This window comes from Pseudoalteromonas sp. SM9913, from assembly GCF_000184065.1.
In the GTDB taxonomy this organism is placed as follows: domain Bacteria; phylum Pseudomonadota; class Gammaproteobacteria; order Enterobacterales; family Alteromonadaceae; genus Pseudoalteromonas; species Pseudoalteromonas tetraodonis.
Genome location: NC_014803.1, coordinates 1,920,447 through 1,943,401, shown reverse-complemented (window position 1 = coordinate 1,943,401; position 22,955 = coordinate 1,920,447). Strand labels below are relative to the sequence as shown.

The window sequence follows — 22,955 nt, the reverse complement described above, 5'->3', positions numbered from 1 at the left end:
TAAACAACTCTCAAGGTAAACTTACAAAAACACTGATCCCGCCGACGTCCCGATTGTGTAGGCTAATTTGCCCATGATGGGCTTCAACAATTTCTCGACACAGTGCCAAACCTAATCCACTTCCTGCCACCTTGGTAGAATAAAAAGGGATAAGCGCACTGACCATAACTGTTTCACTCATACCTTTTCCTTTGTCGCTCACATTAATATGAGTGCCAAGGCTATCTTGTGTTACTTTTAAACTAATATGCTCTGCTAGCGACTCTGATTCATGTGCATTTTTCAACAGGTTAATCAGCAATTGTTCTATTTGGGTTTGATCGGCTTTTGTAGTGATGTCTTTTTGAAGGTCGAAATTAAATTGCCATTGGCTTTGTAATTGATCGAGTAATGAATGCCAGTCAACCGTTGTTATTTTAGGTGGTGGAAGTTTAGCAAACCTACCATAGCCTTGAACGAACTCGTTTAAATGCTTTATTCGCTCTTCAATGGTAGTGAAAACGCGCTTTAAACGAGGTTCATCCACTTTTTGCGTTAACAGTTGTGCACTATGTAACATGGATGACATAGGCCCTAGTGAGTTATTGAGTTCATGGCTAATGATCCTAATAACCTTTTTCCAAACTTCAACTTCTTGGCGGCTCAATTCGCGGGTCAACTGTTTAAAAACAAACAACCTATGGTGTTGGTTGTTAAGCAATAAGCGACCCATTGAAAGATGCCATGTTTGCGGTTCTTGTTCTGTTTTATCAAGAATAAATAAACCATCTACGCCTTTATTAACGGCATTAATTATTTGCTGTGGGGCTTTAGACAATAATGCTGAGATTTTTTCGCCTTCAAGGGCTGTACTTGCATTAAAAAAATCTCTCGCACTGTGGTTACTATAAACAATAAAATCATTATCATTAACCAATAATACAGCTTGAGGGGCGTTTTGTAATACCTTATCAAGCATTAACTCTCGTTGGTAAACCCATTGTTTTTCTTGTCTTAATTGCTTTGCAGTTTGGTTATAAAGCTGGCACAAATGACCTAATTCATCATTATGGTTATAGGCCAGTAAAGTCGATAGTTCCCCATCCTTAAAATTTAATAAGCCAGTTTCTAATGAAGTAATACCTTGAACCAGTTTACCACTGAGTCGATGAGCCAATAAACTACTTAGAATGGCTGTAAAAATGACACTTAGTGCTGTTTTTATAGCGTCAACACCCAGCAGCCAACAACAGATAAAAACAGGGATCACAGAGGAAAATACGCATACTAAAATCACTTTAGACGTTAAAGAGAAGCGGTATCCTGATTTAACCATTAGTAGGCAATCTCAAACTTATCAAGACGACGGTACAGTGCTTGTCTGCTAAGGCCAAACTCACGTGCTACTTTGGCAATCACCCCTTTATGTAAACGCATAGCATCCTCAATTTGTTGTTTGTTAGGCTCTACTTTTTGAGTGTGTGTTTGAGACGTAACAGGAGTTAAACCAAAGTCGTCGATGCTTATCTCACCGCTGGGTTTGAGCACACTGACACGTTTACATGCATTTTCAAGCTCACGAACATTACCGGGCCATGAATGGGCTAAAAGTAGGTTTTCGCATTGTAAATCCAGCTCACGTTCTACTAAAAAATGACGAATAAGAGGAAGTATGTCATCCGGTCGTTGGCTAAGACTTGGTAGGTTAAGTTCAATCACATTTAAGCGGTAGTATAAGTCTTCTCTAAACAGCCCTTTACTGATTGCATCTGTTAGGTTTTCATTGGTCGCTGATATTACACGGACATTAACTTTTCGAGTTTGGGTTGAACCTAAGCGCTCGAATTCTCCAGTTTGTAAAATCCGTAGGAGCTTCATTTGCCCTGATAAAGGGAGATTACCTATTTCATCTAAAAATAATGTGCCACCGTCAGCTGCTTCAAATCGACCAATCCTTTGTTTTGTGATCCCAGTAAAAGCGCCTGCTTCTGCACCAAATAATTCTGCTTCTATTAGTTGATGGGGAAGGGCACCTGCATTGACCGTAATAAACGCAGCATTTTGGCGAGGTGAGTTTGCTTGAATAATTTGTGCTATGCGCTCTTTACCACTGCCATTTGGGCCTGTTATTAATACTGAGACATCAGATTTGGCGACTTGTAATGCCATTTTAACTAATTGCTCCATGGCCGTACTGCGATAAATTAAACCTACTAAATTAGCATTTTCTAAAGATGCATCCCGCTCTTGCTGGTGGCGCAATAAGGTTTGATTTTGTTTTTTTGTCTTTCCTAGTTCAATTAGGTTTTTAACACAGGTAAGAAGCTTGGCATCATCCCATGGTTTTGGTAAATAATCAGCCGCACCGGCTTTGACAAGTTCAACGGCTGTTTCAAGCTCGGTCCATGCAGTGATCAGAATAATGGGCAGATGGGGATTTAGCTCTCTGAGTTGATAAAAGAGTAACTTTCCCTCTTCTCCTGAAGTTGTGTCGTTACTAAAGTTCATATCTTGAAGTACAAGTGCAATACGCTGGTATTGCACAATTTGAATAGCTTCAAATGGGCTATTTGCAGTAACCACTTTATAGTCGTGAATCTCTAGCAATAATGACAGAGCATCTAAAATTGCAGGATTGTCATCAACGATAAGTATTTTTTCCATGTTAATTTAATCGCTGTTTATTATTATTTAAATATTGAAAATGCTACACCGCGTTTAGCCAGTGTAGCATAGGTTGGGAGCTGTGCTATATGGTTCGGGTTGCGATACTCGGCGAAATATTTGCTGCGCGTTTAGCTGGGCCAAATACAGCCAAAAGACTCATTGTAAACACCATGATTGCCGTGACAGCAATATAACTTGATGGTAATGCCGCTATTGAAAAATGTTGCATTAATAACTGACCGAGTAAAAGTGCTGAAATAGCACCTAAAAATAAGCCAGCAATGCAAATCAGCGCATTTTCAACTAAAAAATAATTAACAATTGCAGATTTACGAGCGCCTAAAGCACGACGGGTTCCAATTTGCTTGGTACGTTTATTTATATTAAATAGCGTCAAACCAAAAATGCCCAGTGCGGTTACCAATACCAGTATGGTTATGAGCACAATTAACATACGCATCATCAATGTGTCTTCAGCCATGTATTGGGCTTTATCTTGGTCAAGGCCCCGAATTCGAATAATTACACGTTTGTTGTAATTTTCTAGCATCTCGTCTTCAATTCGTTTAGCAATATTTGCCCGCTCATTGGCTGCTGTGCGAACTAAAAAACTCCCCGAGATATTAGGATTTATATAAGGAATTAATGCGACATTATTTGGGCGGCTGCCTTTGAGCCATGGGCCTTTTGCATGCTTAATTACACCAATGACTTTCATTGGAATATCACCAAGGAATATTGTTTTTCCTAATCCATCTTCATCAGGAAATAGCTCATTTAATAATGCCTGTGTCACAATGGTAACATTGGCTCGCTGATCATTATCGTTAGTTACAACAACTTCGTCTTCTCTAAAATTGCGTCCAGCAATAAGTTCAACCCCAAGCGTGTTAATTGCATGATCATCTGTAAAAAAGTAAGCAGTTCTTGCAGAAAGCCCAGGCTCAGGGGCTGAATTTATACTGAAGTCAGAAGAGCTACCACTTCCCGATAAGGGGATGTTGTTTATATAGGCGGCGTCTTTCACTGCGGGTAAAGCTCTTAACATCGCTTCATCAAGTTCAAATTGTTGGTGGCTTTTGACATCTTTGCCAAAGTGCATGACATGAAAAGCAAGTATTTCATCTTCGGGGTATCCTGTATCCTGATTAAGATAAGTCATTCTATCTTGAATAATAAACGCTGCGTTACTGACAATAGCAGTAGTAATAGCTATTTGGATAAGTAACAGCAGCGCACCAACTTTAGATCGACACAGTGCATGGAAAATAGGTTTAATTTCTAACATCATAGTGTTCGTCCTTATTGGCTTTTTAGGTAAATTGCAGGATTGGTTTTACATACCAGCCAAGCAGGGTAAAGCCCAGCTATTATGCAGGTGCTAATTGCAATGAGTGGGGCGCTCAATAACATGGTTAAATCCATGGTCGCTAAGCTTTCGTAGTAGCTATAGCTTTGGCGAACACCCAATAAGCCAAACTGGGCAAGGACAATACCAAGTAGCCCACCTAATAGTCCTAGCATGGCGACTTCGATAATATGTTGCATAAAAATCTGTCGCTTACTGGCTCCAAGTGCACGGCGTACACCGACTTCTGGAGCTCGACGTAAAAATTTTGCAAGTAATAAGCCGAGAATATTCGCCAAACATACAGCCAAAAACATAAAACTAAGTGCGACTAAAATTTTGTTATCTTCACTGACCACGTTGTTATAGGCCATCCACTGGTTAACATCTCGAATACTGTAAGCTAACTCTTTGCGATTAAAACGACCAAGCTTTTGTTGCTCTTGCATGTAGGCTAATAAATAATTTTCATAATCATTTTTTTGTTGTTCGTTAGTTAATTCAACCCAGAATTGAATCCACACCATTTCTGACTGTAACTTGGCACTAAAGCTTCTAACATCCTCATGTTTCCAACCATTGGTATTCCCCCAATTACCAAGCTGTTTTGCTTCAAGAAGACTAAATGGCATAAAAAGTTGTTCAGGGTCATTAAATGAACCATTATTTAAATCGTAGTATTTGATGGTTAATGGCCAGTTTCTAGTAACCCCAACCACTTCATAACTCGCATCATCAAGGTAAATAATTTTACCCACTGAATTTTCGCCAGCAAAAAGCTTATTATTTAACTCTTCACTGATCACAACAACGGGGGTCGCGTTTTCTTCTTGCTGCTGAGACCATTTTTCACCATAGAGAAACTCAAGATCAAACATATTAAAAAATTCTGGGGTTGTTAGTCTCGCACTTTGGCTAAAAGGTTTTACTGTGTCAGAGTCTATGTAAACAGAGAATCCACTGCGCACCATTTTTAAACGCTGGCCACCTATCTCTGATTTATATAGGTTTGCAGCATCTTGATAAGTTAGTTGTAGCGGGAGGTTATCAGACGTCCACCAAGTGTGGCCATCATCCATTACTTGCAACTGCACAGCATAGAGCTGGCTACTTTTATGCGCAATGGGATCCGCTGACATCATGTGATAAACGCTTAAACTCGTCATAGTGATGCCAATACCAATGGCAATCGCCAGTACCATTAAAAAGCTTACTAACGGTGTGCGCTTGAAGCTGCGCCAACTTAAATCGAGGTAATGTAGAAGCATGGCTTAGGCTCCAGCAACATTTTTAAGGTTTTGTGCACCTTGGTACAAGGTGAAATCAGCAAGTTGACCGTCTACAACTTGAATATTTCGAGGGGCACGCCGAGCAAGTTCTGCATCATGGGTGACCATGACAATGGTTGCGCCATCGCGATTGATTTGTTCAAGCAGCTCCATTACTTGACGAGCCATAAGGCTGTCGAGATTACCGGTAGGTTCATCGGCTAATAAAAATCGTGGCTCGCCAGCAAGCGCCCGTGCTATGGCCACTCGTTGTTGCTGTCCGCCAGAGAGTTGCTGTGGCAAATGTTTTGCCCGAGAGGCAAGGCCAACTTGTTCTAAGCATTTTTCAATGCGACGTTTACGCTCTGCGGCTTTAATACCCCTATAACGTAGCGGTACTTCAATATTTTCATATAAGTTTAAGTCAGGTATTAAATTAAACCCTTGGAAGATAAAGCCTATTTTTTGATTTCGACAATCTGCACGTTGATTATCGTTTAACTTACCGACATCAATTCCATCAAGTAAGTATTCACCTGCGGAGAAGGGCTCTAACATTCCAGCGATATTTAAAAAGGTCGTTTTTCCTGACCCGCTAGGGCCTGTTACAGCAATAAATTCGCCTTCATCAACGTGCAGATTAAAGTCACGTAATGCATGGGTTTGCACCATTTCAGTTTGATATACTTTACTTATATTATTCATCTTTAACATGCTTTTTCCTTTTATTATTTGGTTCTACGCGATTGTTAGCGAAGTAATAACGTGTGTGTGTGTTTGAAACTGTTATAGCTTGAGATAATCAATTCATCGCCAGCTTGAACCCCTGAAATTAACTCAACCGCATTAATGCTGGTTGCACCAATTGAAATATCAATGAGCTGAGCTGTATCACCGGTAATTTTATAAACCTGTGTGCCGCCTTGTTGTAAAAATGCCCCACGCTTAACCTGTAAAACATCGTCACGATTTTCTAATAAAATACGTGCGGTTAATCGTTGGTTTTGTCTGATGCCCGTCATGTCTTTGTTAAAACGTACACGTGTTGTGACTTCTCTATTATTGACTTCTGGTGAAATGGCAGAAAGGGTACCCATCACTTTGCTAGCGCCCATTGTTATCTCTACGTCCATACCTAAACCAAGGTCATTTGCATAACTTTCAGGGACTTGTAGTTCTGCTTCAAAATTGCTCAAATCAACTAAAGTCATTAGTGGTTGGCTTTGTGTTACCGCTTCTCTTTGTTGAACTAGTAAGTTACCTACAATCCCTGACACAGTGGCTTTAATTGTTAAGTTATTAACTTTGCGAAGTAGATCATCGACAATCAGTTGTTGACGAGTGACATCTCGTTTAGCGGCCTGTAGTTCAAAAGCAAGTGTATCTTTGGACAATTCAACTTCTTGCTCTGCATGTTTATAAGAAAGTTTTGCACGGGTAAGCTCATCAATGGCTTTTTCATGATCAATTTGACTGATCACATTTTTTTGCATTGACAAAGTCGCTCTGCGATTTTCTCTATCGGCAGCGTTTAATTCTACTTGTGCTAGATCAAGCGCTTTATTTAAGCTTAATGATTGGCGGCGTGCCTCAAGGTGTTTACGTTGTAGCTCGCCCTCAAGACGAGCTAAAACAGACTGTTGCTGCTTTAATTCGTTTGTGAGCTCGGGGCTCTCAACCATGGCTATTACATCATTCAGTTTGACTGAGTCACCAGCATTTACCTTCAATGAAACAAAGCCTCGTTCAGGGCTGTAAACTTTTGGTGCTCTGGCGGCTACAATTTTACCGCTGGCTGCAACATCACGTATTAGTGATTGGCGCACCACTGTGGCTATTTGTAGGCTTACTCTATCAACCGAGATAGTACCTTCTTGATCAGTATTTAATAATGCATATACACATAGAGCAACTAAGCCCACAGTAAATATAAACAGCCATATGTTTTTTTAAAATTTATAGGTCGTGAGATTTGCGTGTCTTGCCCGCTAGTGTCTTTAATCATTATTTGTTCTCTTTGCTTAGTGTTTTTCAAACACAGTAATCATTAGCGAGGCAATAAACAGAATAATTGGTGAAATTAAAAATAAGCCAATAGTAAACATTCAAATGCCCTCAAAATTTATATAGTTATGGAATATTCGAATAGCGTGCCATTTTTTATCTTGTTGAATTTAATTACTTTTTATTTTTAAACTTTCTTTTTATGTGTCCGCGGACATAAAAAGTGTCCGCTGCGGGCACTTTTTTGATTTGGCTGTGGGGTGAGATTACCTCAACGTAAAGCAAAGAAAGTTGTTAATTAATGCATAGCATAAGACTAACGTGCAAATTCATTGAATAAACTATGTGCTAATAGAAGTCGATGTAATTAAATGTCATGTTTAGATGTATTACGAATAAAGCAAAAATGATGGAATGATATCTGGTGAATAGTTATTCATTTTAAGCCTACTTTACGTTTACGTAAACTGCCTGTTGTGAGGAGGTTTTATTTACAAGTTCTTAAAAATAACACCGGTGTCATTAAAGTTTTCGATCCAATATCTACTCAAATGTTAATATTTAGCATTATTTTATGATTTTTAATGAAGTTGAAATATATTCAATATAATGAATATGTATTCAGAAAGATATTGACTCAGGTTAGGAATAACGCTAATTTTGATCGTCTGTTAGCAAATCGTCGAGCCGTTCATCCACGTTAACAGTGCAGCAAGGGGAGGGGTCCATGTTATATGACTCAAAACTAGAAAAAGATAATTGTGGCTTTGGCTTAATAGCCCAAGTTAATAACCAAGCGAGTCACCGACTCATCCGTACGGCGATCACCGGTTTAGATCGCATGCAGCACCGCGGCGGTATATCTGCTGATGGTAAAACGGGTGATGGTTGTGGCTTGTTACTTCAAAAACCAGACAGCTTCTTTCGTGCTATTGCTGCTGAAAATAATTGGCATTTAGGTAAAAATTACGCCGTTGGGATGATTTTCCTCAATGCTGATCCGGTATTAGCACAAGCAGCTAAAGATGTTTTAAGCGAAGAACTAGAAAAAGAAACGCTTAATATTTTAGGTTGGCGTGTTGTCCCTACCGATCCATCAATGTTAGGACCTATAGCACTAAAGCAATTGCCTGGGTTTGAACAAATTTTTATTAGTGCGCCAGAAGGTTGGCGTTCTAAAGATTTAGAGCGACGTTTATATGTTGCACGTCGTCGTGCAGAAAAGCGCTTGATGGATGATGAATCATTTTATATTGCGAGCTTATCTGGGCTAGTCACCATCTATAAAGGCTTAATGATGCCTGCTGACTTGCCAAATTTTTATCTCGATCTTGCTGATATTCGCATGACCAGTGCTATTTGTGTTTTTCATCAACGCTTCTCTACAAACACACAGCCTCGCTGGCCTTTAGCGCAACCATTTCGTTATTTAGCGCACAATGGTGAAATTAATACTATTGAAGGTAACCGTCAGTGGGCCCGTGCACGCTCTTATAAATTTGCTTCGCCGCTTATTCCTGATTTACAAAGCGCAGCGCCGTTTGTTAATGAAACAGGGTCTGACTCATCTAGCCTCGATAATATGCTAGAGCTGTTTTTAGCTGGTGGTATGGATTTATTCCGTGCGATGCGCATGCTAGTGCCGCCAGCATGGCAAAAAAACCGTGCTATGGATGACGACTTACGTGCATTCTATGATTTTAATTCGATGCATATGGAACCGTGGGATGGCCCTGCAGGGATTGTTATGTCGGATGGGCGTTTTGCAGCCTGTAACCTAGACCGTAATGGCCTGCGCCCTGCGCGTTATATTATTACTCAAGATGGCTTTATTACTTTAGCCTCTGAAGTGGGTATATGGGATTACACCGCTGACGAGGTGGTAGAAAAAGGACGTGTAGGCCCGGGCGAACTCCTCGTTATTGATACTAAATTGGGTAAAATTTGGCATTCAGATGAAATTGACCAAGATTTAAAATCACGCCACCCTTATAAGTCGTGGTTAGAAGAAAACGTTAAACGATTAACGCCTTTTGAAGCACTTACCGAGCAAGATGCGGGCAATCGCTCATTTGATGATGAAACCCTTGTCAAATACCAAAAGATGTTTGGCTATACTAACGAAGAGCTAGACAGCGTCATTCGTGTCATGGGTGAAAATGGGCAAGAAGCCACTGGCTCAATGGGTGACGATACGCCGTTTGCCGTACTGAGCGAAGGGCACCGTTCACTTTATGATTATTTCCGTCAAAAGTTTGCTCAGGTTACTAATCCGCCAATTGATCCGTTACGTGAAAACCATGTAATGTCGCTTGCAACGTGTATTGGCAGTGAGCAAAACGTATTTAATGAAACAACAGGGCACGCTAAACGCCTGCAATTTGATACGCCTATTTTAATGTATGCTGATATGCAGCAGCTACTTAACGCCGATGAAGCGCATTACAGCTATTGTAAGATTGATATTACTTACACCGTAGAAGAAGGCCTTGAGAATGCGGTTAAGCGCATCTGTGATGAAGCACAAGCAAAAGCCGCATCTGGCTGTATTATGCTGGTATTAACGGATCGTAACTTTGATGACAATCAATTACCTATTCCTGCTGCTATGGCGGTGGGTGCGGTACAAAAACGCTTGGTAGATAATAACTTACGCTGTGAGTCAAATATTATTATTGAAACTGGCAGCGTTCGCGATGCGCATCAATTTGCGGTACTACTTGGATTTGGTGCAACCGCAATTTACCCGTATTTAGCGTACGAGTCACTTGTGGCTATGAGCGATACCAAGGTAATTAATAAGTCATACTGTGAAGTTACACTGGCTTATCGTCAAGCAATTAATAAAGGCTTGTACAAAATCATGTCTAAAATGGGCATTAGTACCGTGGCTTCATATCGTTGTTCAATGCTGTTTGAAGCAGTTGGTCTATCGGACGCTATTGTTGAGATGTGTTTTAAAGGCGTGGCGAGTCGTATTAAAGGGGCGTGTTTTAGCGACTTTGATGACGATCAGCAAAGCTTGCATAAACTGGCGCTTAGTAAACGTAAATTATTAAGCCATGGTGGTTTATTTAAGTACGTACACGGCGGCGAGTACCATGCTTACAACCCTGATGTGATTCAAACGTTACAAAAAGCAGTACGTAGCGGCGAGTACAGTGATTACAGCGAATACGCAAAGCTAGTAAATCAACGTCCAGTCGCGACTCTGCGTGATATGTTGGCTTTAAAACTGCCAGAAAAGGGTATAAGTATTGATGAGGTAGAGCCTGCCACTGAGCTTTATAAACGGTTTGACTCAGCCGCCATGAGTATTGGTGCATTATCGCCAGAAGCGCATGAAGCACTCGCAATTGCCATGAATCGTTTAGGTGGCTGCTCAAATTCTGGTGAAGGTGGCGAAGATAAGCTGCGTTACGGTACAGAAAAAAATTCACGTATTAAACAAGTAGCTTCGGGTCGATTTGGTGTCACCCCACATTACTTACGTAGCGCTGATGTTATTCAAATAAAAGTGGCACAAGGCGCTAAACCTGGGGAAGGCGGACAATTACCGGGTGAAAAAGTCACTCCCTATATTGCCAAGCTTCGTTACTCAGTACCGGGTGTGACACTTATTTCACCTCCGCCGCATCACGATATTTATTCTATCGAAGATTTAGCCCAGCTTATTTTTGACTTAAAACAAGTAAACCCGAATGCATTGATTTCAGTAAAACTGGTATCTGAACCGGGTGTTGGCACAATTGCAACCGGTGTAGCAAAAGCGTATGCCGACTTAATTACCATTTCAGGCTATGATGGTGGCACAGGTGCAAGTCCATTAACCTCGGTTAAATACGCTGGCAGCCCATGGGAGTTGGGACTTGCTGAAACACAGCAAGCATTGGTAGAAAATGGCCTTCGCCATCGTATTCGCCTGCAAACAGATGGTGGTTTAAAAACCGGCCTTGATATCATCAAAGCGGCCATTTTAGGCGCCGAAAGTTTTGGCTTTGGCACAGGGCCTATGGTTGCATTAGGCTGTAAATACTTACGAATCTGTCACTTAAATAACTGTGCGACAGGTGTGGCAACACAAGACGAAACATTACGTCAAAAGCATTATCATGGTCTGCCAGAAATGGCGATGAATTACTTTAAGTTCATTGCTCAAGAAGCGCGTGAAATTATGGCAAGTTTAGGGGTTGCAAACCTAATCGATTTAATTGGTCGCTTAGACTTACTCGAAGCCATTGAAGGCAAAACAGCGAAGCAGCAAAAAATAGATTTATCAGCGGTTATCGCTCAGCCAAATAACCCAACAGGTGAAACTCTGTTTTGCAGTGCACCAAATAGCTCGCATTATTTAGGTGAGTTAAATGAGAGCTTACTAGGCAAGGCACAAGAGGCAATAGATAACTCAAGCGGCATTTCATTAGTAAGTCGTATTTGTAATACCGACAGATCAGTAGGTGCCATGCTTTCTGGGTATATTGCTGATAAATACGGTAATCAAGGCATGGCCGCAGATCCGGTAGTTATTGAATTACATGGTACAGCTGGTCAGTCATTCGGTGTATGGAATGCCGGTGGCCTTGAAATGACTTTGGTTGGCGATGCTAACGATTACGTTGGTAAAGGCATGGCTGGCGGTAAGCTAGTTATTCGCCCACCATTGGGTTCGTCATTTGAAAGTCATAAAGCAACAATTATTGGCAATACCTGTTTATATGGTGCAACCGGCGGTAAATTGTTTGCAGCAGGATGTGCAGGCGAGCGTTTTGCTGTACGTAACTCAGGCGTGCAAGCTGTTGTTGAGGGCGTAGGTGATAACGGTTGTGAATACATGACCGGTGGCGTTGTGTGTGTACTTGGTAATGTAGGAGTGAACTTTGGTGCAGGTATGACCGGTGGTTTCGCTTACATTTTAGATGAACGAGGTGATTTTGAGAAACGCATTAACCCAGAGTTGGTTGAAGTGGTTACTTTAGATGACTTAAGTTCACATCAAGAGCATTTACGCGGCTTAATTGCTGATCATTTAGAGCTAACAGGCTCATGCAGAGCAGAAACTATTTTAGCTAACTTTGAACTTTATTTACCGATGTTCAAATTAGTAAAACCTAAATCAAGTGACGTAAAAAGTTTACTCGGGCACCGCGCTCGCAGTAGCGCCGAACTACGTGTTCAGGCGCAATAAGGGGGCAGTATGAGCGAAAATGTATATCAATTTATAGACGTGCAGCGTGTAGACCCACGCAAAAAACCAATCTCGTCGCGTAAAAAATCGTTCGTAGAAATTTATGAACCCTTTTCAGAAAATCAGGTTAATTCACAAGCGGATCGTTGCCTTGATTGTGGTAACCCTTATTGTGAGTGGAAATGTCCAGTACATAACTATATTCCACAATGGTTAAAACTGATCCGTACAGGGCGCATTTTAGAGGCCGCTGAGCTATCGCACCGTACTAACAGTTTGCCAGAAGTGTGTGGACGAGTATGCCCGCAAGACCGCTTATGCGAAGGCTCATGTACATTAGATGAAGAGTTTGGTGCAGTAACAATCGGTAATATTGAAAAATACATCACCGACACCGCGTTTAAAATGGGCTGGAAACCAGACATGTCCTATGTAACATGGACTGATAAAAAAGTTGCCATTATTGGCGCAGGGCCTGCGGGCCTGGGCTGTGCAGATATCTTAGTGCGTAATGGCGTAAAGCCTGTGGTATTTGACCGTCACCCTGAAATTGGTGGGCTGTTAACCTTTGGTATTCCTTCTTTTAAATTAGAAAAAGAAGTCATGCAAAAACGTCGCGAAATATTTACCGAAATGGGTGTTGAATTCAAGCTTAATGTCGAAGTAGGTAAAGACATTAGCATGGATGAAATACTTAATGAGTATGACGCTGTATTTTTGGGCGTGGGGACTTATCAGAGTATGCGAGCGGGGCTTGAGAACGAAGATGCGCCGGGGGTGCATGATGCCCTGCCATTTTTAATTGGTAACACTAACCGTGTTATGGGTTACGATGAGTCTAAACAAGCTTGCATTGATATGGCAAACCAAAAAGTAGTGGTACTAGGTGGTGGTGATACAGCAATGGACTGTGTGCGTACCTCTATTCGTCATAACGCGTTAAAAGTAACGTGTGCTTATCGTCGTGATGAAGAGAACATGCCTGGTTCAAAACGCGAAGTAAAAAATGCCAAAGAAGAGGGCGTCATTTTTACTTATAACGTTCAGCCTAAAGGGATTGTGCTTGATGACAAAGGTGCTGTAGCCGGTGTTAAAATGGTAAAAACTCAGCTTGGCGAGGCAGATGAAAACGGCCGCCGTCGCGCTGAGGAAGTACCGGGTTCAGAGCATATTATTGAAGCCACACAAGTGATTATGGCATTTGGTTTTAAGCCACATAAAATGGATTGGCTAGAGCAGTACGACGTTGAAATTAACCACTGGGGTGGTATTAATGCACCCGAGCAAGGTGAATTTACACATCAAACCACTAATCCTAAAATATTTGCTGGTGGCGATATTGTTCGTGGTTCAGACTTAGTGGTCACCGCTATATTTGAGGGGCGTAACGCTGCAGAAGGCATTATGGATTATTTAAAAGTGTAAATAATGCTTTTGTTAGAATGGAGTCAAAAGCAAACCTTCGGGTTTGCTTTTTTTATTTCCTCAGTTTTACAAACAAAGGTAAATATTTATGGTTCCATAGTCGGTGTTTAAGGTCTACAAAAAGGGACGTAGGTTTTGACCTAGCTATTTACAATTATAAGATTTTACAAATAAAAAAGCCCGCAATACATAGATTGTGGGCTTTTTTAAACGCGCTGTTAGTTAATCCATCGAGAAGTGATCTAGGCTCGGTTTCACTCTGGCTTGTCGGCGTTTCACACTTTTATAGCAAATAACGTTACAAACAAGCTGTAGGCCAATAACTAACCAACTTAGTGTTATTAAGCCACTAATAGCTGTGCTGCTAAAAACTAACATAACAGCAATAACAATATGTACAATTAATGCCACATTTAAAAAGCGATATAAGCTCTGCTTAAATTGTGTATGTTTAAACTTACTAAAAACAGCCAAAAGTATACTGACAATCAGTAGCAGCCAGTTAATTGCTAAGCCAAAATAAATGACCGTCGTTTGCATTAATGTATCCTCACCGTATCAAGGTAACGCACTATAAAGCGATTCACTTTATCCGTGCGCTTTTATAAGCTCTTTTGCATTTGCTTTAGCTGTTTTGCTAATGTTATCACCACCCAGTAATCGAGCAATCTCATTTACTCGACCATCTTTATTCAATGCCAGCATATGCGTAAATGTTTCACCGTCTGCAATTTCTTTGGCAACAAAAAACTGCTGATGAGCGCTACTGGCCACTTGCGGTAAATGGGTTACACAAATTACTTGCGTAGACTTACCTAGTTGGCGCAGTAGTTTACCAACAGCAGCAGCTGTTGGGCCAGAAATACCAACATCCACTTCATCAAATATAAGCGTAGGGGTCGTGACTTTTTGCGCAATAATAACCTGAATAGCCAAACTAATGCGTGATAGCTCACCACCCGAGGCTACTTTTGCTAAAGGTTGCAATGGTTGCCCTGGGTTTGTTGATACTAAAAACGAAACATTATCAAAGCCTAAGCTATTTGGAGCGCGATCGTTTTGTGCAGTCAATGCTATTTCAAATACGCCATTTTCCATAGATAGATTAGCCATGCTTTCGCTGATCAATCCATTTAATGTATTCGCATACTGGTGGCGACTTGCACTTAATTGTTCACTGGCGTTTTGATAATCCTCAAGGGCATGTTCAATTTCACCTTCAAGTTGCTCAAGACGTGAGCTGTTATTACTTATCGACTCAAGCTCTTGTGCAATAGTTTGATGAAATCCAACGAGCTCTTGGGGTTTTATATGGTGTTTTCTGGCTAAGTCCATTGCACCACTGAGTCTATTTTCTACTTCAGTTAATCGCTGAGGATCCAAGTCGGCTTGTTCAGTGTAATTACGAACTTCTCGGCTTGCTTCTTCAACTTGAACAGCGGCTTCTGATAATAATGTTGCCACACTGGCTAAGCTTTCATCATACTGTGCAAGTTCAGTAAATTGTTGGGCGCTGTGCTGTATAATGGAACACGCATTTTGTTCATCATTTTCATATAAATGCTGCAACTCGCGCTGGCAGACTTGCAATATAGTTTGGCTATTGCTGAGTTTATAATGTTCGGCTTCTATTTGCTCAAATTCATCTGCCTGCAATGCAAATTCATCAAGCTCTGCGACTTGATACTCCAATAGTTGCTTTTGTGCGGCTTGTTGCTGCTGCTGTTGTTCTAGCTGTTTAAATTCTTTTTGTAAGTCAGCAAATTGTTTATAACGCTGGCTTACAGCATTAACAAGATTATGATGGCCTGCATATGCATCGAGTAATTGTAGCTGATGCTCTGCCTTTAATAGGTGCTGGTGCGCATGTTGACCATGAATAGAAATTAAATATTGGCCTAGCTCTTTTAGTTGTGCAGCGGTAACTGGGCTGCCATTAATGTAGCTTTTACTGCGACCATTTTTACAAACAACTCGACGAAGTAAACATTCGTTGTCGTCGTTATTAAGCATGTTCTCTTCTAAAAAAGCATGAGCGAGTGGTAAATTGCTTAAATCAAATTGTGCACTTACCTCTGCTTTATCAGTACCTGGGCGCACAGCAGACGCTTCTGCTCGCTCTCCAAGACACAATGATAATGCATCAATGGCGATTGATTTACCTGCTCCCGTTTCACCGGTGATAGCGGTCATACCCGAATGCCATTCTGTGCTTAAATTACTTACGATTGCAAAATTTTTAATTTCTAAACCAATTAACATACTGTTCATCCATCCAGTGAATTAACTGTTAATTTATACAGTGTTTTGGTTTTTTGCAAATTAAATTTCTATATTTTAAGCAAGGCTGGACTCAATTAATGTTTTTTTTTCTTCATCAATAGGGAGGTTTTCATCGTTAAGGTCAATACTATCAACTGGTTGCGCTATGTCTTCAGTTTTTAACTTTAAAATTAGCGTAGGAAGGACTTCTTGATAAAAGTTTTTATTATATAAAATACCTTGAGCTGGTAACTCTGCTATGAAATATTGAGTGGTATCGGAAAAAGCTTGGCTGTTATTATTTTTATAGGTTTTTATTAGTTCTTCGTTAAGTATATTAATAAGTAAATCGCATAGCGATTCTAGCTTATTTAAATTTTCATCAGTGTGTGGCTGTACCACAAAAAAATTACTGACAACGGCTTGAATTCGAGGAAGGTGTTTAGCACTAATGACTTTTGCATCAAGTAACTCGTTAAGTTTTATTTTTAAACGTGATTGAGTACTTGCAACGCGCTCGTTAAACAGCTTTTTCTTTGCTTCAATAGTCTTTTTACGATTACTTTCAATGAGTAAGTAACTGCCAAGTAAAGTAATTAACAATAATAAAGCAAGAAATACTACATAAGTCATTGCTACAATTTCCTGATGGTGATGATTAATAATCTAGCCCGATATTTTGCTCTAAAGTTGCATGTTTGGCAATAACTGAGAGATTGTTTATCTTTTGGGGTGAAACATGCACACTCAAAGAGACTCAGCCTTGCCTACCTGTTTAGAGGCAAGGGATATGAGCATGCGCAGTAGTTTTAATCGCTTTTTACTTTGTCCACTCGATTAACTATCTCTTGCTGCGATTACATCGCCTCTCAATTAAACAACTCTCAGTCCTAAAAGCTCAACCGTTTTTAGTATAAACGGCTACCCCAGTTTAACTTCTTACGAAGCACATTATAATAAGAGTAATTTTTTGGGTGAATTAACCGTAATTTTCTATCTGCTTTGCGAATAACGACCTCATCACCGGGTAATACGGCAAGTACAACATGGCTGTCGCAACTTACCTGTAAGCTATCGGTATTTTCTAAACTAAGCTTTAAACGTACTTCGTTATCGGCATCTACCACTAAAGGGCGGCTTGATAAAGTATGCGGGAACATAGGAACCAATGACATGGCGTTGAGTTCTGGGGTTAAAATAGGGCCGCCGCCCGATAAAGAGTAGGCTGTTGAACCTGTTGGAGTCGATACAATTAATCCATCAGAGCGTTGTGAGAATACAAAATCATCGTTAATAAATGCTTCAAACTCAATCATGTGTGCTACTTTATCAGCATGAAGCACCGCTTCGTTTACTGCCGAATTAGCGCTTTTAAGTTCGTTATGACGGTACACTTCTACTTCTAATAAAAAACGTTTTTCTTCAATGTAATCGCCACTGAGTACTTGTTCTAAACTGCCTTCAAATCCTTCTGGATTTAAATCGGTTAAAAAGCCTAAATTGCCTCTGTTTACACCGATTACCGCAATATCAAAACGAGCGAGTACTCTTGCAGCGCCAAGCATATTGCCATCACCACCAACCACAATGGCTAAATCGGCGCGCGCTCCCAAATCAACGAGTTTTACGAGCTTCTCCTCAGGTACATCACTAAGTTGACCTCCCGTGCGTTTTTCAACAATCACCTCAAAGCCTAAAGCTAATAAAAACGTATGTAATCGTTGTAACGTAGCGGCTGCATTAGGATGATTTGGCTTACCAATCAAGCCAATAGTGTTAAAGGGAGAGTCCATAATAAATACACTGAAAGTTTCGGTATTGGTAGAGTAACCTAAAACAGAAGTGTTTGAAAACACAGATCTTAGGGTCTGTTGTCCTTTCAATGCGAAACAGACACTGACTGAAGGGTTTTGACTAGAGGCGATTAACTTTTTGTTTTCGGTTTTCACTTCGGCCACTAGGTTACAAAGCTCGTATCGCGATTAAATCGCCCCTAGTTTGAACAAATTTTAATCCGCAAAAATAACAGAGCTTAATAGTGACTAATTGATTTAATTAATTCACTGTAAAATTTAGATTTATTAAATTTCTTATACTTGAAATAATAATACCTAGCCCCGATATAACAGTCATGCGTAAAGATGTAGATAACATGAAATTAAATCCTCGAGACCAGCAAATTTTTGCCGCTGTTATGAGCCTGTACTGTAATGGTGATGGCTTACCTGTGCCTTCAACAAAAATTGCAAAACAAAAAGGTATGGCGGTGTGTTCTGCCACTGTTCGCAACGCGATGGCACGCCTTGAAAAAATAGGCTTATTGTATTCACCACATACATCTGCAGGACGAGTCCCCACCAATGATGGCTTTGACTATTGGTTTGATGAGTTTTTTACTTTGGGTGCTATTGCTAATTATTGGCAGCCTGAGCAGGCTGAGCTAGTCGAATTGGCACATGGCTTGAGTCAACGTTATCAAGTATGCTGTTGTGTGGGGCTACCACAAGTTAGAACTCAGCAGGTATTTAGAGTAGAAGTACTCGACTTTGACGCTAATAACTGGCTTATCTTACTTTTAGACAGAGCAGGGCAAAGCCATAATATTTGCATTAACAAGCCTGATGATCCCAGTGACGGCCAACGCTACGAGTTTGCTACTTGGCTTAACACTGTATTTAGCCAGCAAACGCTCATTGAAGGGCTATACAGAATGCAGGCCATGGCAAATACGGCACCGCGTAATTGTCATGACTCTTTAACTCAATGGACGCGTGAGTTAAGCCAAAAATTAGGCTCAGATAACAGTATTGTGGTGGGCGAAAACTACCTTTATAAAAAAATAGATTGTGAGCAAAGTCTTAATATTGGTGTTTCATTTTTAAATTTTGTGGAAGATAAGCTCGCATTTAAAAACGGGGTCTCTATACTCAGTGCTGAAAATTTACCTTTTAGTACTTGTGATGATCTCATTGTGATCACTGTGCCGTACTTTCAAAATCAGGAATATCAAAGTCGTTTTTGTGTTATTTGTCCGAAATCAGCGCAATTAGAGAAAATAATCCAAGAATTTAAATTATTAGAGCCATCGGGCTCTTGAATCTTTTTATTCAATCCCCATAATTACCGCAGTTGTAAAGAATTGGAGCGTATATTTTATGTCTGAGCAGACACAAAACCCAGAGCAAGAAGTAGAATTGAACGAAGAAGTGGCGCAAATGGAAGCCGACGTTGAGGCTGCAGTAGAAGCAGCAGAACAACACGCCGAGCAAGAGCAAAGCCCTGAAGCAGAAATTGCAATGTTATATGCTGAGTTAGAAGCGGCAAAACAAACTATTGCAGATCAGAAAGATAGCGTCGTTCGCGCTGCTGCTGACGTTGACAATATGCGTCGTCGTGCTGCACAAGATGTTGAGAAAGCGCACAAATTTGCACTTGAAAAATTTGCTAACGAATTACTTCCTGTTATAGATAACTTAGAGCGTGCTATTGAGTTCTCTGATAAAGAAAATGAAACGCTTAAGCCTTTGTTAGAAGGTATTGATATGACAGTAAAAAGCTTTAACGATGCAGTGGCTAAATTTGGCGTTGAAATTGTAAACCCACAAGGTGAGCAGTTTAACCCAGATTTTCATCAAGCAATGTCGATTCAGCCAAGTAATGATGTGACGCCGAATACTGTGTTAGCAGTAATGCAAAAAGGTTACACATTAAACGGTCGTTTATTACGTCCTGCAATGGTTATGGTATCTAAAGCAGCTGATGCTTAATTAAGTATACAATTAAAAAATGCCTCATTATGAGGCATTTTTTTTGTCTTTAAAATAATGAACTAACTGCACTAGGATAGTGAGTACAACTGCGCTGAACATTAAACTTGAAAATGGAACTGCACTTTGTGCATGCATTACCGCTAATATAGGGCCTACTAATGCGCCACTACCAAAACGTAAGGTGCCAATAACCGCCGTTGCAGTCCCTGTATTTTGCTCAAATTTCATCAAAATCAATGAATCTGCGTTACTTGCTATTATACCTAGGCTCATCATCAACGGAGCAATAGCCGCAACAATAAAGTAAAGTGACAAGTTTAATACGCTAAAGCTAAGTAATGCTGCGCCAGAGATAAAGCCACACATTAAGCCATAATAAAGCATTTTGCGTGAGCCAATACGTGGCACTACGCGAGTATTTAAAAAATTACCAAACATCAACGCCATTACATTAAAAGCGAATAACAGGCCAAACAATTGTTCTGATACTTTAAATAGGTCGAGGTAAATATAAGGGACGGACGTTAAAAAGCAAAAAAAGCCAAACGACACAAACATCGAGCTTAAAATATCGGCGCGGGCGTGCGTATTACTTAATACCACTTTATAACTTGAGAAGAATAATGCTAATCCTTTTCGCTCATTTTTAAATATTGGAATATCGATTAAGTAACGTTGCACAAAAAGTAAAATAACAAAGCTATAGGTCGCTAAAACAATAAAAATAGTCGACCATACCGAAAAGCCTAAAATGACCGAGCCGATAGAGGGGGCAAGTAACGGTGCTATCATCATAATCATAGACACGTAAGACATACCTTTAGCAGTATTTTTTTGATATATATGCCTAATGATCCCAGGGACGACAACCGTAGCGGCCGCGCCTGTAAATGCCTGTACAGCTCTTAACAGCCAAAAAGTATGCACTTCAGTGGTAAATGCTAACGCCAGTGAACTTAAGCCAAATAAACTGAGACCTATCCGTGCCAGTTTACGCCTGCCAATTTGATCGGCTATGGGGCCAAAAAATAACATGCCCAATGCATAACCCGCTAAGTATATACTCAACGATATTTGAACATTTGGCATGCTGGTATTGAGATCATTGGCAATCACCAGCATCGCCGGTAAATACATATCAATGGCTAAAGGCGTGATCGCGACAATACTGGCTAATAAAGGCAATAAAATACGGGTATTAAAAGAAGAAGCCGAAGCGCTCATTTAAAAACTCAAAACAACGAATATAGGCCCAGCATTATAGCAGGGCAATAGCCTTGGATAAACTTAGTTTGCCTGCTAACTTAATTGTTTAATTGCAAAAAGCAAAGATTTTAAACTAACACCGCGTTTGCTATTCTATACTTAGTAACAAACTTTTTTAGGGTAACACAATGAAAAAATTGGTTTTGGTAGTTCTAGCCAGTGCAGTATTAGCAGGTTGTAAAACATCACCAACTGGGCGAACGCAAATTGCGCTTTACTCAGATCAACAAATGACTCAAATGGGTACTGCCAGTTTTGCAGAGATGAAAAAAACGCAGCCGATAAATAAAGATCCAAAAGTAAACAGTTACGTCAATTGCATTGCTGAAAAAGTAGTGGCCGTGCTTCCTACAGAATATGCATCTCAAAATTGGGAAGTGGTGGTATTTGAAGATGAATCTGCAAACGCCTTTGCATTGCCTGGCGGTTATATTGGTGTACATACGGGGCTCTTAAAAATAGCCACAAATCAAGATCAGGTTGCCACTGTTTTAGGTCATGAAGTTGGACACGTGATTGCTGAGCATTCAAATGAACGGGTCTCACAAAGTTCTATTTTACAAACGGGTATGCAGCTGGGCAATGCGGCGCTTGAAATGGGTAACGTGCAATACCGTAATGAAATTATGCAAGGCCTTGGTTTAGGCGCTCAATATGGTGTGGTTTTACCCTTTAGTCGCTCACATGAGTCAGAGGCAGATACAATTGGTTTAGATCTTATGGCGCAAGCAGGGTTTAATCCCAAAGAGTCTGTAACACTTTGGCAAAATATGAGCCAAGCGGGCAGTGGGGCTACGCCAGAGTTTTTATCAACTCACCCAGCACCAACGAGCCGTATTGCAAATTTACAATCGCAAATGAGTAAAGCGCTTAGCGAGCAAAAAACAGCTAAAGCACAAGGTAAAAATCCGCAGTGTAAGTTGTGATCAGCCATAAAAAAACCTGTCTAATGACAGGTTTTATTTTTTATAATTAAAACATTCAATTATATATTAGAAAGTCCACTCTAAATGAACTTGCGGTACTGATTCACTAACATCAGTACCAAATTTATTGTGCCAGTATTGCCATTCCATACCTAACAGTAAGGTATTTTCTTTCATTTCTAGCGCATGTCCCATATCCCATACAATAATAGGTTGGGCTAAAAACCAAGCACGCACATCGTTACCAAACTCATCTTTTCGTTCAGCAATGTACTCTGCATGTCCTTTTACGTTAAACTTTTGCGAGCCAATCATGAACGGGTAATCAAAGGCTACATCAAACATCCAGCTGTTAGTTTCAATGGGTGCACCGCCTTTTGCAACGCCTTCGCTATCATCAATGTATGCACTGATAAGGGTTGAAAAGAAATTAAAACCAGGCACATCCCAGCTTAATTTTACGCCTGGTAAATATTTAACTACTTTGGCATCGCCTGCAGCATTAATACCCATGGTTAGGCCAACATCAACAAGCGCCCCTGACGCTACTTTTTCGTCCATTACCGCAGATAAACTAAGGGTAGAGTAACCTTCAAAGTAAAAGTCTTGATCTTGAAAGCCATCATCGTTGCTGTCGGTACTGTAATCAATAAAGAAAAAGTTATCGCCATAATCATGCCCAGAAGCATGCTCAATTGAGTACACCGTGGTATTAGATTTTTGTTCAGTAAATGGGTTTTTGTGGTTGCCGTTATTAATATGAAGCGCCGTATTGCTCCAATTAGCAGCGGTAGCTGTTGAACTTAATGCACACGCACTTAGTGCAACGAGAGGAAGTAAGTTTTTAATTTTCAT

At 40.4% G+C, this 22,955-nt stretch carries 16 protein-coding genes and 1 pseudogene; 5 read left to right on the top strand and 12 right to left on the bottom strand.

Going from position 1 to position 22,955, the window contains the following annotated elements; translation table 11 throughout:
* Positions 1-10: 10 nt before the first annotated feature.
* The 6 genes and pseudogenes from PSM_RS08835 to PSM_RS08810 all read right to left on the bottom strand — a co-directional run bounded on the left by PSM_RS08835 (position 11) and on the right by PSM_RS08810 (position 7,267).
* A complete protein-coding gene (locus PSM_RS08835) occupies positions 11-1,315 on the bottom strand; it encodes a sensor histidine kinase (RefSeq protein ID WP_013465179.1) in 1,305 nt (434 codons plus the stop codon).
* Positions 1,315-2,643, bottom strand: a complete 1,329-nt coding sequence (locus tag PSM_RS08830) for a sigma-54-dependent transcriptional regulator (RefSeq protein WP_013465178.1) — start codon at positions 2,641-2,643, stop codon at positions 1,315-1,317. The genes PSM_RS08835 and PSM_RS08830 overlap by 1 nt, the downstream gene beginning before the upstream one ends.
* An 85-nt stretch (positions 2,644-2,728) precedes the next feature.
* Complete coding sequence (locus tag PSM_RS08825) at positions 2,729-3,934, bottom strand: ABC transporter permease (protein WP_013465177.1); 1,206 nt, start codon at positions 3,932-3,934, stop codon at positions 2,729-2,731.
* Between the two features lie 14 nt (positions 3,935-3,948).
* A complete protein-coding gene (locus PSM_RS08820) occupies positions 3,949-5,262 on the bottom strand; it encodes an ABC transporter permease (RefSeq protein ID WP_013465176.1) in 1,314 nt (437 codons plus the stop codon).
* A gap of 3 nt (positions 5,263-5,265) precedes the next feature.
* Positions 5,266-5,976, bottom strand: a complete 711-nt coding sequence (locus PSM_RS08815) for an ABC transporter ATP-binding protein (protein WP_013465175.1) — start codon at positions 5,974-5,976, stop codon at positions 5,266-5,268.
* Between the two features lie 35 nt (positions 5,977-6,011).
* Positions 6,012-7,267, bottom strand: a pseudogene (locus tag PSM_RS08810) (efflux RND transporter periplasmic adaptor subunit).
* A 726-nt stretch (positions 7,268-7,993) separates the two neighbouring features.
* On the opposite strand from PSM_RS08810, the gene gltB reads away from it, so the two are divergent.
* Positions 7,994-12,451, top strand: coding sequence for a glutamate synthase large subunit (gene gltB, locus PSM_RS08805; protein WP_013465172.1), 4,458 nt, complete (start codon positions 7,994-7,996; stop codon positions 12,449-12,451).
* A gap of 9 nt (positions 12,452-12,460) precedes the next feature.
* The gene (locus PSM_RS08800) at positions 12,461-13,876 is read left to right on the top strand and encodes an FAD-dependent oxidoreductase (RefSeq protein WP_013465171.1); all 1,416 of its coding nucleotides are present in this window, start codon (positions 12,461-12,463) and stop codon (positions 13,874-13,876) included.
* A gap of 222 nt (positions 13,877-14,098) precedes the next feature.
* On the opposite strand, the gene PSM_RS08795 is transcribed toward PSM_RS08800, so the two are convergent.
* The 4 genes from PSM_RS08795 to nadK all read right to left on the bottom strand — a co-directional run bounded on the left by PSM_RS08795 (position 14,099) and on the right by nadK (position 17,931).
* Positions 14,099-14,416, bottom strand: coding sequence for a hypothetical protein (locus tag PSM_RS08795; RefSeq protein WP_013465170.1), 318 nt, complete (start codon positions 14,414-14,416; stop codon positions 14,099-14,101).
* Between the two features lie 48 nt (positions 14,417-14,464).
* Complete coding sequence (gene recN, locus PSM_RS08790; RefSeq protein ID WP_013465169.1) at positions 14,465-16,138, bottom strand: DNA repair protein RecN; 1,674 nt, start codon at positions 16,136-16,138, stop codon at positions 14,465-14,467.
* A 75-nt stretch (positions 16,139-16,213) separates the two neighbouring features.
* A complete protein-coding gene (locus tag PSM_RS08785) occupies positions 16,214-16,771 on the bottom strand; it encodes a hypothetical protein (RefSeq protein ID WP_013465168.1) in 558 nt (185 codons plus the stop codon).
* 275 nt (positions 16,772-17,046) lie between these two features.
* Entirely contained in the window at positions 17,047-17,931 is an 885-nt protein-coding gene (gene nadK, locus PSM_RS08780) for an NAD(+) kinase (RefSeq protein WP_013465167.1), read from the bottom strand.
* A 338-nt stretch (positions 17,932-18,269) separates the two neighbouring features.
* Between nadK and PSM_RS08775 the strand changes: the two genes are divergently transcribed.
* Together PSM_RS08775 and grpE are read left to right on the top strand one after the other, a co-directional pair.
* On the top strand, positions 18,270-19,235 hold the full coding sequence (locus PSM_RS08775) for an HrcA family transcriptional regulator (protein ID WP_016900402.1): 966 nt from the start codon (positions 18,270-18,272) through the stop codon (positions 19,233-19,235).
* Between the two features lie 58 nt (positions 19,236-19,293).
* Positions 19,294-19,905 (top strand): nucleotide exchange factor GrpE, encoded by a 612-nt coding sequence (gene grpE, locus PSM_RS08770; protein WP_013465165.1) that lies wholly within the window; start codon positions 19,294-19,296, stop codon positions 19,903-19,905.
* A 27-nt stretch (positions 19,906-19,932) separates the two neighbouring features.
* On the opposite strand, the gene PSM_RS08765 is transcribed toward grpE, so the two are convergent.
* Positions 19,933-21,132 carry a Bcr/CflA family efflux MFS transporter gene (locus tag PSM_RS08765; RefSeq protein WP_013465163.1) on the bottom strand — a complete coding sequence of 400 codons (1,200 nt, stop codon included), beginning with the start codon at positions 21,130-21,132 and terminating at the stop codon, positions 19,933-19,935.
* 170 nt (positions 21,133-21,302) lie between these two features.
* Between PSM_RS08765 and PSM_RS08760 the strand changes: the two genes are divergently transcribed.
* The gene (locus PSM_RS08760) at positions 21,303-22,100 is read left to right on the top strand and encodes a M48 family metallopeptidase (protein ID WP_013465162.1); all 798 of its coding nucleotides are present in this window, start codon (positions 21,303-21,305) and stop codon (positions 22,098-22,100) included.
* 66 nt (positions 22,101-22,166) lie between these two features.
* On the opposite strand, the gene PSM_RS08755 is transcribed toward PSM_RS08760, so the two are convergent.
* Entirely contained in the window at positions 22,167-22,955 is a 789-nt protein-coding gene (locus PSM_RS08755) for a nucleoside-binding outer membrane protein (RefSeq protein ID WP_024602952.1), read from the bottom strand.

What these genes read in the sequence shown, in the direction of transcription:
- PSM_RS08835 (WP_013465179.1), bottom strand. Translation starts at nt 1,315, where the DNA reads ATGGTTAAATCAGGATACCGCTTCTCTTTAACGTCTAAAGTGATTTTA.
- PSM_RS08830 (WP_013465178.1), bottom strand. Translation starts at nt 2,643, where the DNA reads ATGGAAAAAATACTTATCGTTGATGACAATCCTGCAATTTTAGATGCT.
- PSM_RS08825 (WP_013465177.1), bottom strand. Translation starts at nt 3,934, where the DNA reads ATGTTAGAAATTAAACCTATTTTCCATGCACTGTGTCGATCTAAAGTT.
- PSM_RS08820 (WP_013465176.1), bottom strand. Translation starts at nt 5,262, where the DNA reads ATGCTTCTACATTACCTCGATTTAAGTTGGCGCAGCTTCAAGCGCACA.
- PSM_RS08815 (WP_013465175.1), bottom strand. Translation starts at nt 5,976, where the DNA reads ATGTTAAAGATGAATAATATAAGTAAAGTATATCAAACTGAAATGGTG.
- gltB (WP_013465172.1), top strand. Translation starts at nt 7,994, where the DNA reads ATGTTATATGACTCAAAACTAGAAAAAGATAATTGTGGCTTTGGCTTA.
- PSM_RS08800 (WP_013465171.1), top strand. Translation starts at nt 12,461, where the DNA reads ATGAGCGAAAATGTATATCAATTTATAGACGTGCAGCGTGTAGACCCA.
- PSM_RS08795 (WP_013465170.1), bottom strand. Translation starts at nt 14,416, where the DNA reads ATGCAAACGACGGTCATTTATTTTGGCTTAGCAATTAACTGGCTGCTA.
- recN (WP_013465169.1), bottom strand. Translation starts at nt 16,138, where the DNA reads ATGTTAATTGGTTTAGAAATTAAAAATTTTGCAATCGTAAGTAATTTA.
- PSM_RS08785 (WP_013465168.1), bottom strand. Translation starts at nt 16,771, where the DNA reads ATGACTTATGTAGTATTTCTTGCTTTATTATTGTTAATTACTTTACTT.
- nadK (WP_013465167.1), bottom strand. Translation starts at nt 17,931, where the DNA reads ATGGACTCTCCCTTTAACACTATTGGCTTGATTGGTAAGCCAAATCAT.
- PSM_RS08775 (WP_016900402.1), top strand. Translation starts at nt 18,270, where the DNA reads ATGCGTAAAGATGTAGATAACATGAAATTAAATCCTCGAGACCAGCAA.
- grpE (WP_013465165.1), top strand. Translation starts at nt 19,294, where the DNA reads ATGTCTGAGCAGACACAAAACCCAGAGCAAGAAGTAGAATTGAACGAA.
- PSM_RS08765 (WP_013465163.1), bottom strand. Translation starts at nt 21,132, where the DNA reads ATGAGCGCTTCGGCTTCTTCTTTTAATACCCGTATTTTATTGCCTTTA.
- PSM_RS08760 (WP_013465162.1), top strand. Translation starts at nt 21,303, where the DNA reads ATGAAAAAATTGGTTTTGGTAGTTCTAGCCAGTGCAGTATTAGCAGGT.
- PSM_RS08755 (WP_024602952.1), bottom strand. Translation starts at nt 22,955, where the DNA reads ATGAAAATTAAAAACTTACTTCCTCTCGTTGCACTAAGTGCGTGTGCA.